Here is a 13,166-nt window from a genome sequence, read left to right as displayed (position 1 = left end):
TCATGGGCATACCCGCCAGATGCAATAGGGAATTTCCCGCGGATCGAGGCTGACCATCTGGTGCTTGCCTTGCCAGGCGAACGACACGCCGCGCACCAGATCCTCGGCCTGCAAAAAAGCGTCATCCTGGAGTCCGAATCGCCAAAGCGGAAGTTCGATCGTCGCATCCTGACGGTTGAACGGATCGAACCCGATCGCGACAAGAATGACATTGGAACGATCCACATTCGATTTTTCGAAATAAAGCACCTGATCGTTGGAGGCCGGCAGGAAGGTGAGACCGAGATGGCTGTGCAAGGCCGGATTGTGGCGGCGGATGCGGTTGAGTGCCGTGATTTCTTCGATGATATTGCCCTCCCTGTCGTGATCCCATGCCCGGATCTGATATTTTTCCGAATTGAGATATTCCTCGCGGCCGGGCAGGGCTTGCGATTCGCACAGCTCGAACCCGTTATAGACGCCCCACAGGCCCGAAAGTGTGGCAGCCAGGGCTGCGCGGATCAGAAAGCCGGGGCGGCCGGATGTTTGCAGAAACACCGGATTGATGTCCGGCGTGTTGACGAAGAAATGCGGACGAAAGAAACCGTGTGGCGCCGTTTCGGTCAGCTCGATCAGATACGCCTTCAACTCCTGTGCGGTATTGCGCCAGGTAAAGTAGGTATAGGATTGCGAAAAACCGAGTTTCGCCAATCGGTACATCAATTTTGGCCTTGTGAATGCTTCCGCGAGGAAAATCACGTCCGGGTGATGGGCGCGAATGTCGCCGATCAGCCACTCCCAGAACGGCAACGGCTTGGTATGCGGGTTATCAACCCGAAAGATGCGGATGCCCTGATCGACCCAAAAAACGACCACATCGCGCAGCGCGACCCATAGCGACGGCATCGCGCCTTCGGTGTAGAAATCGACATTGACGATGTCTTCGTATTTTTTCGGCGGATTTTCCGCATATTTGATCGAGCCATCGGGCCGCCAGTCAAACCATTCGGGATGTTCGCGCAGCCAGGGGTGGTCCGGTGCGCACTGGATCGCGAAATCGAGCGCGATTTCAAGGCCATGTTCCGCCGCCGCCGCCAAGAGTTTTTGAAAATCATCGAATGTGCCAAGTTCGGGATGGATCGCGTCGTAACCGCCCTCCTCGGCGCCGATGGCATAGGGGCTGCCGGGATCGGCCGGGGTTGCGGTCAGTGCGTTGTTGCGGCCCTTGCGGTTCTTGCGGCCGATCGGGTGAATCGGCGGAAAATACAGCACGTCGAAACCCATGGCGCGGATGCGCGGCAATTGCGCGATGACATCATCGAACGTGCCGTGGCGGGATGGATCGCCGCTCTGGCTGCGCGGGAAAATTTCATACCAACTTGCAAAACCCGCTGCCTTCCGCTCGGCATCGATTTGGAACGGTGTTGCCAGTCGGCTCAGGAAGCACCGTTCCTCGCATTCGCGCATCAGCGCGATCGTTGCTGGATCGGTCAGCAACTGGCGGCGACGAGCCGGGTTATCGTCACGAAAATTAGTGAGAAGCCTGGCAAAATCATCGGCATATCTGGCTGACGCGCGATGCGCCGTCGATTCGACGAAACCGATTCCTTCGGTCAGTTCAAGATCGATCGGAACGGACGCCGCGTGTTTTTTGGTGATTTCCTCGACGAAGCCGCCAAAGCGATCGACCCAGACTTCGATCGTGAACAGATATCGCCCGAGGCGTTCGAGCTGAAAGCCGGCGAACCAGCGATCGTTGCTCAGCAGGGTCATCGGAGTACGCCACCATTCCGCTTCGTCGACGCCGCGCCAGAGTAGGTCGGCCGCGAGCACGCCGTGACCGTCGCAGATCAAATCGGCCTCGACCGTGACGTGATCGCCGACCAGACGCTTCGTCGCGAAGCGGCCATTTTCGACTGCTGGTGTGACGGCTTCGATCGCGATTCGCGGGGCGGCTACCGCGTTTTCCGCCGTCGGGCGAGAGCGTGGCGGGATGACGATCGGCGCGGAATGATTGGCACGAAGCATCGATGCCCCACCGGCGGCAAGCGTGATGGATGTGTCATTTTGGTTCGGTCGCCCGCACATATCGCCGACGGATTCGAATGCGCCGATCGCTTCGCCGAGCCAAATCCGAAGCTGGCGAAACGGGATCGCGACCTGTTGCTCCAGCGACGCGTTGAGGAGAAAAATGTTAGAAGTGCTATGGGCGGTTCCACGTGCGAGGACAACGACGTCGGATGAGGGCGGCGAGACGATCCGGGCTGGATGCTCGAACAGCCCGCGATAATGCCGGCGGCGCGCATTGATCGTGGTGATCGCCGCCGTCAGACGCGATGCGGGCATGGCCATGCCGGATGCGAAATTCATCGGCATGATCCAGGAATCGCCGAGAAAGCTTGCAAGTTCGAGCGCGCGCCGCGCCGCGGTTTCGGTTGGCACCGGAAATTCGCCGGAATGCTCGAAAGGCGGTGCCGCGAAAGCGATTATCTTGCCGACGTTGCCGATCCGATCGACATCATCGGCGAGCCAGCCGGCGCGAAAATCCCACCAGCACGCGGATGATGCGGCAAAATCGAAGCCACAGCCAGAGAGTTTGCGAATCGCCCGCGCGGTTGCGCCGAATGTCGTTGCGATGAAAATGGTGGCGGCGTCGCGGGTTTTTGCCGCGCCGATCAGCCGTTTCCAGACAGATGCCGGAACCCGATGTGCCGCCTCGCACCGGAATCCCGCGATGCCCAGCTTCTGCCATGCGGCGATGCGCGCATCCCACCAATCGACCGGCGTATCGGCCTCGGAAATGAACCGGAAATCCAGCCCGTCATCAGACGCGACGAACCAGTCGGGGTGTTCGGCCACGAGGACTGCATCGCGGTCGATCTTGTCGATCGCGATATCGAGCAGAAGCGCCATATCGAGCGTGCGGAGCAATGCGGCGAAACCCGCAAGTGCCGGATCGGCACTGGACCCGCCGCTATCATGATGCAGAACGTCAAAATCGCGCGCGTGAAAGGGGCGATCGGACATCCCGGACGCGAAGGGCGGTGCGAGCAGGATCGCCTCGAAGCCGAGCGCCGCCGCATGATTTGCGCAATCGCTCCATGCGGCCGTCCCACCGGCGAGACCCGGATGCAGATGATAAATCGACGACGGAGCCGCGCGCGGCCGCGAGGCATTCAATTCGTCCGACAGGCCGGCATCGACGCCTGTAGCGAGTGTCGTGACGAATTTGTCATCCATGCGGCATCATCCTCACGCAACCTCGGACGGCAGGTTTTCGTATCGCAACGGATTTCGGGACGATTGAACCATCGCCCCCTCATGGTCAAGCCGGACGGGGCGCTCGTCCCGGAGCGTGCTTGACCGGGATGTGGGCCGCACCGGCACTGTGTTCAAGGCGCCGGCCAGGATTGCCGGATACCGCAAGTCCGTTGCGATATCACGATTATTTCAAATTCGGCTTCCGGTTCGCCCAGGGCGATACTTGCTCAAGCTGGGCGGCGAGGCGCAGCAGCGTGTGCTCCTCGCCGAACCGTGCGGTGAACTGAACGCCGACCGGCATTCCATCCTCGCCCCAGTGCAGCGGCACCGACATTGCCGGGACGAAGGTGAGGTTGGCGAGTTGGGTGAACGGCGTGCGTTCCAGGTTCTTGTAGGCGAGCTGATCGACGATGCCGGATTTCAGGAGCAGCTTGCCGGCATGCAGGGCGGTGGTGAGTTTCGACAACGTCTGCAGCAGTTCCGGCGTTTCCAGCTCGCCGATTCTTGCGGGCCCCATCGCCGTCACCGGAGTGAGGAACAGATCGTAGCTGGCGTGAAACGCGCCGAGCGCGCGGGCGAAGCCGTTCCAATGGCTTTGCAGTTCGACATAGGCCCCCGCCGACATCGCCCGGCCGAGCAGCGCCAGGGCTCGCGTGTCGGGGTGGAAGGACGATTCAGGGATTTTCTTCCGGCGCTTGATGTCATCGACCAGCGCGGCGACATGGCCGAAATAGAGCCCCATATAGCAGCGCGACAGCAACCCGCCATCGATGTCCGGTTCGGCTTCCTCGACATGGTGGCCAAGGGATTCGAGAAGCGTCGCGGCTTTGGCGACGGCGTCGGTCATCTCCGGCGCGACCGCGCCGCCGATCGGCGAACGGGTCGAAAACCCGATGCGCAGCCGGCCGGGATCGGCGCCGACTTCCTGCGCATACGGACGCGCGGGCGGCGGGATCACGAACGGATCGCCCGGTTCGGGGCCGGCGAGCACATCGAGCATCGCCGCCGAATCGCGAACGCTGCGGGTGAGCACATGGCTGCACACCGCACCTTCCCACCCCTCGCCGTTCGCCGGACCTTCCGAGATCCGGCCGCGCGACGGTTTCAGACCGAACAACCCGCAATAGGCGGCGGGAATGCGGATCGAACCGCCGCCATCGGAGGCGCCGGCCATCGGCAGAATGCGCGCCGCGACCGCCGCCGCCGAGCCGCCGGACGAGCCGCCGGGCGTGCGATCCAAGCCCCATGGATTGCGGGTCGCGCCATGCAGGATCGTTTCGGTCGTCGCCTTCAGGCCGAGCTCGGGTGTCGCGGTCGAACCGATGATGACGAGGCCGGCGGCGAGACAGCGATCGACATAGGCCGCGTTGCGCGTGGCGATATTGTCCCTGAGCGCGACGGCGCCCAGGGTCATGCGCGAGCCCGCATAATCCTGCAGAATATCCTTGAGCAGGAACGGCACGCCGGCGAACGGTCCGGTGAGCTTGCCCGCGGCCTGCTTGTGCGCTTTATCCCGCATATCGACCGCGACGGCGTTCAGCCGCGGTTCGGCGGCGTCGATGCGCGCCAATGCGGCTTCGAGAAGTTCTCCAGCGGAGACATCACCTTTCGCGACCAGTGCGGCGAGCGCCGTGGCGTCGAACTCCTGGAGCTGGCCGGTCAATGCCATGGGGCGTTCATAGCGAGAGTTTGAGCTTGGCCGCGAATTCGCCCACGACGCCACGGCGGAACAGCAGGACGCAGGCGATGAAGATCACGCCTTGGATCACCGTAACCCAATCGCTGAAACTCGCGAGGTAGTATTGCATGGCGATGACGATCGCCGCGCCGATCAGCGGCCCGAACACCGTGCCGATGCCGCCCACCAGAACCATCAGCACCACGATCGCCGAGGTCACGTTGCCGACATCGGTCAAGGTCACGATCTTGGTGACCAGGGCGTTCAACGCGCCGGCGATGCCGGCCAGGAAGGCGGCGATGATGAAAATGATCCATTTATACTGATCGACCTTGTAGCCGAGCGAAATCGCCCGGCTCTCGTTCTCGCGGATCGCCTTGACCACCTGGCCGAACGGCGAATGGATGACCCGGTGCGCGAACAGGAAGCCGGCCAGGAAAATCACCAGCGTGAACGCATAGAGATGCAAGTCCGGCCCCAGGGCGACCATGCCGAAAAGCTTGCCGCGCGGGATGTTCTGCATGCCGTTCTCGCCGCCGGTGAAGCCCGTATCCTGCACGGCGAAGAAATTGACGAATTGCGCCAGCGCCAGCGTGATCATCGCGAAATAAATGGTCTGCCGGCGGATCGCGAGCCAGCCGAACACGACGCCGATGGCCGCCCCGGTGAGCCCGCCGAGAACGACGCCGAGTTCGGGGGTGAGATGCAGGCTCTGCACCGCGTAGCCGCCGACATAGCCGCCCATGCCGAAAAACGCCGCCTGCCCGAGCGACAGCAGGCCGATATAGCCCATCAGCAGATTGGCACCCATCGCGAACAGCGCGTAGCACATCACCTGCATCAGGAAGATCGGATAGGCGACGAAGGGTGCAGCGAGCAGAATCGCGACCATCAGCACGAATCCGGCCGATTGCGCGCGGGTGAAGCCCAGCATCACGCCGCCTTTCCGAACAGGCCGGCCGGCCGGGCCAGCAGCACGATCGCCATCACCGCGAACACTACGACGGAGGATGCCGGCGGATAGAAAACCTCGGTAAATCCTTGAATGACACCGAGGCCGAAGCCGGTGAGGATGGCACCGCCGATCGAGCCCATCCCGCCGATCACGACCACGGCAAACACCGTGTTAATCAGATCGCTGCCCATGTTGGGATTGACCGAGTAGAGTGGTGCGGCCAGCACGCCGGCGAAACCGGCGAGCGCCACGCCACCCGCGAAAGTGAGCGCGACCAGACGCGGCACATTGACGCCGAAAGCCTGCACCAGAGACGGGTTTTCCGTCGCCGCGCGCAGCAGCGCGCCGAGCCGGGTTCGCTCGATGGTGAACCAGACGGCGAAACAGACCAGCGCCGCCGCGACGATGACGAAACCGCGATAGACCGGCAGGAACATGAAGCCGAGATCAAGCGTGCCCGAGAGAATGTCCGGCCCGTTATAGCTGACCCCTGAACTGCCGAACCCGTTGGTGAACAATCCTTCGAGCACCAGGGCCAGACCGAAGGTGAGCAGAAGTCCGTAGAGAATATCGAGCTTGTAGGTGAACCGGATCAACCCGCGTTCGAGCAGAAGGCCGAAGGCACCGACGATGAGTGGCGCCGCGAACAGCGCCACCCAGTAGTCGATGCCGAGATAGTGCAGCAAACCCCAGGTGACGAAGGCGCCCACCATGAACAGCGCGCCATGGGCGAAGTTGATCACCCGCAGCAGGCCGAAAATGATCGCCAGCCCAAGCGACAGCATCGCGTAGAACGAGCCGTTGATGATGCCGAGCAGCAATTGCCCGAACAGCAATGGCGCCGGCTTGCCAAAGATCATCATCATGGCGGGCGAAGCCTTACGCCTTGACCAGCGGGCAGCCTTCGATCGCCATCGGCATGAACGCCTTGGCGGCCGGCGTGGTTTCGAGCAGGGTGTAATAATCCCAGGGGATCTTGCTCTCGCCCGGCTTTTTCACCCGGAACAGGAACGCATCGCACATGAAGCGGCCGTCCGCGCGGATATAGGCCTTGCCGAACGCATCGTCGTCGGTCGGCATCTTCTTCATCGCGGCGACCAGTTCCGCGCCGTTCGCGGCCGCTTTCATGTTGTTCATTTCATGCACGGTCTTCAGGAAGTGCAGCGTGCCCGAATAGCAGCCGGCCTGACCCATCGAGGGGTAGTTGTTCGGCGTGCGCGGCAGCACGCGCTTGGTGAAGGCGCGGGTGCGGTCGTTCAGGTTCCAGTAGAAACTCTCGGTCAGGATCAGATCCTGCGCGATCTCCAGCCCCATGCCGTGAACGTCGTTCAGGAAGACGAGCAGGCCGGCGATTTTCATTTTCTTGTTCAGGCCGAACTGATGCGCCTGTTTGACAGAGTTCACCGTATCCGCGCCGGCATTGGCGAGGCCGAGCACCTGGGCGCCGGACGATTGCGCCTGGATCAGGAAAGACGAGAAATCGGTGGTCTGCGGGAATGGGTAATTGACGTTGCCGAGCACCTTGCCGCCATGCTGCTTGACTACCGCTGCGGTCTGATCGTGCAGCAAATGGCCGAAGGCGTAATTGGCGGTGATGAAGAACCAGGTCTTGCCACCGGCTTTCACCATCGCACCGCCGGTCGACTGGGCGAGCATGTAGGTATCGTAGGTCCAGTGGATCGACTGCGCATTGCAGAATTTTCCGGTCAGCGAAGATCCGGCGGCTCCCGAATCGATGAAGGCGCGGTTCTTATCGTGCGCGACACCCTGGATCGCGAGGGCGACGGCGGTGTTCGGCACGTCGATCACCAGATCGACGCCCTGATCGTAGAACTGGCGGGCCAGCCCGACGCCGACATCCGGCTTGTTCTGATGATCGCCCTTCAGAACGGTGACGTCGTAGCCTTTCTGCTTGGCGCCGAAATCGGCGACCGCCTGTTTGACGCAGGCGACCGAGGTGGGGCCGCCATCGTCGCGATACGGGCCGGAGAAATCGCTGATCACCGCGATTTTCAGCGATTTTCCGGCGGCGCGGGCACGGGTGAGCGGAAAGGAAGCGGCGGCGGCACCCGTGGCGGCAGTGCCGAGCAGGGTTCGTCTTGTCAGTTTCATGGTCTGTCCTCCGGTTCTGGTCATCATATGCCGAGCCGACGGTGCAAGGAGTCGGCACGGGTGGGCAGTTCGTGATTCGGAATCATGTCCACCACCTGGCCGTGTTCGACCAGATAATGCCGGTCGGCCATACGGGATGCGAAGTGGAAATTCTGCTCGACCAGAAGCACGGTGAAGCCGCGACGTTTGATCTCGCCGATCATCCGGCCGATCTGCTGAACGATCACCGGGGCGAGCCCCTCGGTGGGTTCATCAAGGAGCAAAAGTTTGGCGCCGGTGCGCAGGATTCGTGCGATCGCCAGCATCTGCTGTTCGCCGCCCGAGAGTTTGGTCCCCGCACTCTTTGCCCGTTCCGCGAGATTGGGAAACAACGTGTGGATGTCGGCGACACTCATCCCGCCGGGTGCCACCACCGGGGGCAGCATCAGGTTTTCCTCGACCGAAAGCCCGGCGAAAATACCACGATCTTCCGGGCAGAACCCGATGCCCGCGCGCCCCGCGACATCGGGCCGGGCCGCGATCAGTTCCCTGCCGCGAAACATCACGCTGCCGGCGCGTTTCGGCACCAGCCCCATGATCGCTTTCAGCGTGGTCGATTTGCCGGCGCCGTTGCGGCCGAGCAAGGTGACGCATTCGCCCTCGCGCACCTCGAAATCCATGCCGTGCAGCACGTGGCTTTCGTCATACCAGGCGTTGAGGCCCCGGACATTCAGCATCGACGCATCAGACATCCTGATGGTCCGTGCCGAGATAGGCGGTGACGACGGCTTCGTTGGCGGACACGCTGGCATAATCGCCCTCGGCGAGCACGCGGCCGCGTGCGAGCACGGTGATCCGGTCCGACAGGCCGGAAACGACCGACAAATTATGCTCCACCATCAGGATGGTGCGCCCGGCGCGGATCTTGCGGATCAGCGCGACGATGCGCCCGACATCAGCTTCGGTCATGCCGGCGGTGGGTTCGTCGAGCAGCATCAGGCGCGGTTCCAGTGCGAGCGTGGTGGCAATTTCAAGCGCGCGTTTGCGGCCATAGGACAAAGCTACGGCCGGCACACCCGCACTGTCCGACAGACCGACATCGTCCAGGAGTGCCAGTGCGCGATCGTTGAAGCGAATCAGCACGCGCTCGCCGCGCCAGAAATCGAAATTGCCGCCACGCGCCCGCGCGAGCGCGATGCGGACATTCTCCAGCGCCGTCATGTGGCCGAATACCGCCGAAATCTGGAAGCTGCGCACCATGCCGCGCCGTGCGACACCGGCGGGTGACAATTGCGTGATATCCTGGCCTTCGAATGCGATACGGCCGGCGCTCGGCTGGAGGAATTTGGTCAGCAGGTTGAAGCAGGTGGTCTTGCCAGCGCCGTTCGGGCCGATCAGGGCATGGATGCTGCCGTTTTCGACATTCAGATCGACGCCCTGGACGGCCATGAAGCCGCGAAATCCCTTGGACAGGCCTTGCGCTTCAAGAACGTAATTGCTCATCGGGCAAATTCGGAACGGTCATTCATGCGCGGATCGACGCACTCCCCTTTCAAGGCGTTGGCTCCCCGGCAGCACGATCATGGCTGCGTGTTCATTATAGTTTAATCATGGTGACATACCGGTGGCGGCGGCGCAATGGCGCGCCCACCGCCGGTCTGCTGTCAGACTTTCAAGATCAGCTTACCGAAATTCTCGCCGGTGAACAGCTTGAGCAGGGTTTCGGGGAACGTCTCGATCCCATCGGCGATGTCTTCCCGGCTCCTGAGCTTTCCCTCCCGCATCCAGCCGGCGATGTCGCGGGCGGCCTCGGCGTAGCGATCGGCATAGTCGAAAACGATCATGCCCTGCATCCGCGCGCGGTTGACCAGGAGCGAGAGGTAGTTGGCGGGACCTTTGACCGGCGTCGTGTTGTTGTATTGCGAGATCGCGCCGCAAATCACCACGCGGGCGCGCAGATTGATCTGAGCCAGGCAGTCGTCGAGGATCTGGCCGCCGACATTGTCGAAATACACGTCGATGCCCTTGGGGCAATGCTCGCGCAGCTTGGCCGGCACGGCCTCGGATTTGTAGTCGATCGCGGTGTCGAAGCCGAGTTCGTCCACCAGATAGCGGCATTTTGCCGCCCCGCCGGCGATGCCGACCGCCCGGCAACCCTTGATCCTGGCGATCTGGCCGACCAGCGCGCCGACCGCGCCGGCAGCGCCCGAGACCACCACGGTTTCGCCGGGTTTCGGCTCGCCGACGGCGAGCAGACCGAAATAGGCGGTCATGCCGGTCATGCCGAGGGCGGAGAGGAACAGCGGCTTGGGCGCGAGGCTGGGATCGACCTTGAAGCAGTCCTTCGCGGCAACGGTCGCGACGCTCTGGACACCGAGCTGGCCGCTTACCGTATCGCCCGGCGCGAAGCCCGGAGCCTTACTCTCGATGACGGTGCCGAGACCAAGGGCGCGCATCACCTCACCGAGCCTGACCGGCGGGATGTAGGATTTGCCCTCGTTCATCCAGCCACGCATCGCCGGGTCGAGCGAGAGATATTCGACCCCGACCATGATTTCGCCGGATTCCGGCGGACGCGGCCTATCGGTGCGGAACTCGAAATCCTCGCGCTTGACCATGCCCGCCGGGCGGCGGGCGAGGCGGAACTGGCGGTTTTCGGACTGGTTCATGGTTTCGCTCCTCCATTGACCTATAGGGTAGGCACAGCAAGGCATTCCGGGCAAGGCCGTTGGAAGTGCCGCGCGATTTTTCGCGGCACTCTTGAATCGCGCGGCGAATCGCGGAACTGTGAGGGCTTATGAGCCTACGGGGAAAACGATGCCGACCAACGCCAAAAACCTGATCGAATCCTATTACGCCGCGTTCAATGCGGGGCAGCCGCGGGCGATGCTCGACCTGCTGACCGATGACGTGATCCACGACATCAACCAGGGCGCGCGGGAGACCGGGCGCGACAAATTCGCCGCCTTCCTCGATCACATGAACATCTCCTATCGCGAGCGGCTGACCGATATCGTGGTGATGCCGGGCGCGGACGGCACGCGCGCCGCCGCTGAGTTCGTGGTGCATGGCGAATATCTGAAAACCGATCCCGGCCTGCCCGAGGCGCGCGGCCAGCGCTACGTTCTGCCGGCCGGCGCGTTCTTCGACATAAACGACGGGCGGATCGCGCGGGTCACCAACTACTACAATCTTCAGGACTGGCTGAGGCAGGTAGGAGCCAAGTGACCACGCCCATCCTGACCACCACGCGGCTTTCACTGGTGCCGGCGAGTCTGGACGATGTTGAGTTCGTGCAGGCGGAGTTTCCGTATTGGGAGATCGTGCGGTTCATGAACGCGCGCGTTCCCTGGCCGTACCCGGCGGATGGAGCTTTGACGTTCTATCGCGATGTTCTGCTGCCGCAGATCGCGCGGGGCGAAGCGCATTCCTGGTCGCTCAGGCCCTGCGATGCGCCGGAGATACAAATCGGAGTGGTCACCCTTCATATCACGGCGGATGGCGAAAATCGCGGATTCTGGATTGCACACCCGCATCAACGGCGAGGCTTCGCGCGCGAGACGGCCGACGCGGCGACCGATTTCTATTTCCGTGTGCTCGATCAACCGGAATTGCGGGTCTCCAAGGCGGTGGTGAACGCGGCATCGCGGCGGATTTCCGTCGCACAGGGGATGCGGGTGATCTGGGCGGGCGAGAGGGATTACGTCTCCGGCCGTCTCGCCTCGGAAACCTGGGCGATCACGCGGGACGAGTGGACCGCACGGCGAGCGTCATGAATTTGTAAAACGCCAGATCCTGTCATCAGAGTTTCATTAGGCGCGGCACGAAACGATCGCGTATCGGACGCGTCATGACAGCTCCGGCCGCCATAACGCGCTATCGCAGCGTGTTCATCTCCGACACCCATCTCGGCACGCGCGGCTGCCGTGCCGATTTTCTCGCGGATTTCCTGCGCCGGAACGCGGCCGAGCACATCTTTCTGGTGGGCGACATCATCGATGGCTGGCGGCTCCGGCGCGGTTGGTACTGGGACCGGCACCACGACGAGGTGCTTGCCTTGATCCTGCGCCACGCCCGCAACGGCGCGGCGATCACTTACGTGCCGGGCAACCATGATGAAATCGTGCGGCGCTATCTGCCGCTCGGGCTGGAGATGGCGGGCATCCGCTTCGCCGCCGAAGCCGAGCACGTCACCGCCGCCGGCAAGCGGCTTCTGGTGATCCACGGCGATCAGTTCGACTCCGTGGTGCGCTACGCGAAGATTCTGGCCTTGCTCGGCGACTGGGCCTACACGGCGGCGCTGGTGCTCAACCGGTATTTCAACATCGCCCGCGCGCGGTTCGGCTACCCTTACTGGTCGCTTTCCGCCTATCTCAAGCGGCGGGTCAAGGAAGCGGTGAAGGCGATCGACCGTTTCGAGACCGCGCTCGCCGCCGATGCCGCCCAGCGCGGGTTCGACGGGGTGGTGTGCGGCCACATCCATCATGCCGAGATGCGCATGGTCGGGGAGGTTCTGTACGTCAACGATGGCGACTGGGTGGAGAGCTGCACCGCCCTGGTCGAGCATTGGGACGGGCGGCTCGAACTGATCGACTGGGCGGCGCGCAACCGGCTGTCGTTCCTGGCGCCGCGCAAGGCCGGGGCGGAGCGGGACGCATTGGATGCGGCACCTGCCTGACCCCACACGCATCCTCATCGTCACCGATGCCTGGCACAAGCAGGTCAACGGCGTGGTCCGCACCCTGTCGATGCTGGCGGAACAGCTGGAGGCGCTGGGCCAGACAGTGATGGTGATCGGGCCGGATCGGTTCCGCACCCTGCCCTGCCCGAGCTACCCGGAAATCCGCCTGGCTTTGTGCCCGCGCAGGCGGCTTGCCGCCCTGGTCGCGGAGTTCGCGCCGGATGCGTTGCATATCGCGACCGAAGGGCCGCTCGGCATTGCCGCGGCGCGGCTGGCGCGGCGGGCGGGATGGCAGTTCACCACCGCCTATCACACAAGGTTCCCCGATTATCTGGCGGCGCGGATCGCGCTGCCGCGGCGCCTCGCCTATGCCTGGCTGCGGCGGTTTCACGGCCACCCGAACGTCAAGCCGCCGCTCGCTCGCGCAGCGGTGGTACCACGGCCTTGGGACCGGCACTTTGGCGGCGTCGGTCCGTATCCGCTCCGCGGCGCCGTCGCGCTAGGCGCGGCGGTCTATTAGC

Annotated in this window: 11 protein-coding genes and 1 pseudogene; 4 read left to right on the top strand and 8 right to left on the bottom strand. The window is 63.1% G+C overall.

Translation table 11 applies throughout. The annotated features are described in order from the left end of the window. From AiwAL_RS00070 to AiwAL_RS00035, 8 genes are all read right to left on the bottom strand, one after another. On the bottom strand, positions 1–3,219 hold the full coding sequence (locus AiwAL_RS00070) for a maltotransferase domain-containing protein (RefSeq protein ID WP_235703389.1): 3,219 nt from the start codon (positions 3,217–3,219) through the stop codon (positions 1–3). A 205-nt stretch (positions 3,220–3,424) separates the two neighbouring features. Then, positions 3,425–4,909, bottom strand: coding sequence for an amidase (locus AiwAL_RS00065; protein WP_235703388.1), 1,485 nt, complete (start codon positions 4,907–4,909; stop codon positions 3,425–3,427). A 7-nt stretch (positions 4,910–4,916) separates the two neighbouring features. Beyond that, on the bottom strand, positions 4,917–5,852 hold the full coding sequence (locus AiwAL_RS00060) for a branched-chain amino acid ABC transporter permease (protein ID WP_235703387.1): 936 nt from the start codon (positions 5,850–5,852) through the stop codon (positions 4,917–4,919). Then, positions 5,852–6,736 carry a branched-chain amino acid ABC transporter permease gene (locus tag AiwAL_RS00055; RefSeq protein WP_407932524.1) on the bottom strand — a complete coding sequence of 295 codons (885 nt, stop codon included), beginning with the start codon at positions 6,734–6,736 and terminating at the stop codon, positions 5,852–5,854. The genes AiwAL_RS00060 and AiwAL_RS00055 overlap by 1 nt, the downstream gene beginning before the upstream one ends. A 16-nt stretch (positions 6,737–6,752) precedes the next feature. After that, positions 6,753–7,985, bottom strand: coding sequence for an ABC transporter substrate-binding protein (locus AiwAL_RS00050; RefSeq protein ID WP_235703385.1), 1,233 nt, complete (start codon positions 7,983–7,985; stop codon positions 6,753–6,755). Positions 7,986–8,008: 23 nt separating this feature from the next. Further along, the gene (locus AiwAL_RS00045) at positions 8,009–8,701 is read right to left on the bottom strand and encodes an ABC transporter ATP-binding protein (protein WP_407932523.1); all 693 of its coding nucleotides are present in this window, start codon (positions 8,699–8,701) and stop codon (positions 8,009–8,011) included. 7 nt (positions 8,702–8,708) lie between these two features. Then, positions 8,709–9,467, bottom strand: a complete 759-nt coding sequence (locus tag AiwAL_RS00040; protein WP_262311864.1) for an ABC transporter ATP-binding protein — start codon at positions 9,465–9,467, stop codon at positions 8,709–8,711. Positions 9,468–9,628: 161 nt separating this feature from the next. Continuing rightward, complete coding sequence (locus AiwAL_RS00035; protein ID WP_235703382.1) at positions 9,629–10,633, bottom strand: NADP-dependent oxidoreductase; 1,005 nt, start codon at positions 10,631–10,633, stop codon at positions 9,629–9,631. Between the two features lie 148 nt (positions 10,634–10,781). On the opposite strand from AiwAL_RS00035, the gene AiwAL_RS00030 reads away from it, so the two are divergent. From AiwAL_RS00030 to AiwAL_RS00015, 4 genes and pseudogenes are all read left to right on the top strand, one after another. Then, positions 10,782–11,192, top strand: coding sequence for a ketosteroid isomerase-related protein (locus AiwAL_RS00030; RefSeq protein ID WP_262311863.1), 411 nt, complete (start codon positions 10,782–10,784; stop codon positions 11,190–11,192). Beyond that, positions 11,189–11,740 (top strand): GNAT family N-acetyltransferase, encoded by a 552-nt coding sequence (locus tag AiwAL_RS00025; protein WP_262311862.1) that lies wholly within the window; start codon positions 11,189–11,191, stop codon positions 11,738–11,740. The genes AiwAL_RS00030 and AiwAL_RS00025 overlap by 4 nt, the downstream gene beginning before the upstream one ends. Positions 11,741–11,814: 74 nt before the next feature. Continuing rightward, complete coding sequence (locus tag AiwAL_RS00020) at positions 11,815–12,642, top strand: UDP-2,3-diacylglucosamine diphosphatase (RefSeq protein ID WP_262311861.1); 828 nt, start codon at positions 11,815–11,817, stop codon at positions 12,640–12,642. Next, positions 12,626–13,036, top strand: a pseudogene (locus tag AiwAL_RS00015) (glycosyltransferase); the annotation flags it as partial. The gene AiwAL_RS00020 and the pseudogene AiwAL_RS00015, both read left to right, overlap by 17 nt. Between the last annotated feature and the right edge of the window lie 130 nt (positions 13,037–13,166).

This window comes from Acidiphilium sp. AL (assembly GCF_025499445.1).
GTDB classification, from domain to species: Bacteria; Pseudomonadota; Alphaproteobacteria; order Acetobacterales; family Acetobacteraceae; genus Acidiphilium; species Acidiphilium iwatense.
Note: the sequence above shows the minus strand (reverse complement) of the source record. Positions and strands in the feature narration are given on the sequence as shown.

Coding starts and splice junctions, on each gene's coding strand:
- AiwAL_RS00070 (WP_235703389.1), bottom strand. CDS start 3,219: ATGGATGACAAATTCGTCACGACACTCGCTACAGGCGTCGATGCCGGC.
- AiwAL_RS00065 (WP_235703388.1), bottom strand. CDS start 4,909: ATGGCATTGACCGGCCAGCTCCAGGAGTTCGACGCCACGGCGCTCGCC.
- AiwAL_RS00060 (WP_235703387.1), bottom strand. CDS start 5,852: ATGCTGGGCTTCACCCGCGCGCAATCGGCCGGATTCGTGCTGATGGTC.
- AiwAL_RS00055 (WP_407932524.1), bottom strand. CDS start 6,736: ATGATGATCTTTGGCAAGCCGGCGCCATTGCTGTTCGGGCAATTGCTG.
- AiwAL_RS00050 (WP_235703385.1), bottom strand. CDS start 7,985: ATGAAACTGACAAGACGAACCCTGCTCGGCACTGCCGCCACGGGTGCC.
- AiwAL_RS00045 (WP_407932523.1), bottom strand. CDS start 8,701: ATGCTGAATGTCCGGGGCCTCAACGCCTGGTATGACGAAAGCCACGTG.
- AiwAL_RS00040 (WP_262311864.1), bottom strand. CDS start 9,467: ATGAGCAATTACGTTCTTGAAGCGCAAGGCCTGTCCAAGGGATTTCGC.
- AiwAL_RS00035 (WP_235703382.1), bottom strand. CDS start 10,633: ATGAACCAGTCCGAAAACCGCCAGTTCCGCCTCGCCCGCCGCCCGGCG.
- AiwAL_RS00030 (WP_262311863.1), top strand. CDS start 10,782: ATGCCGACCAACGCCAAAAACCTGATCGAATCCTATTACGCCGCGTTC.
- AiwAL_RS00020 (WP_262311861.1), top strand. CDS start 11,815: ATGACAGCTCCGGCCGCCATAACGCGCTATCGCAGCGTGTTCATCTCC.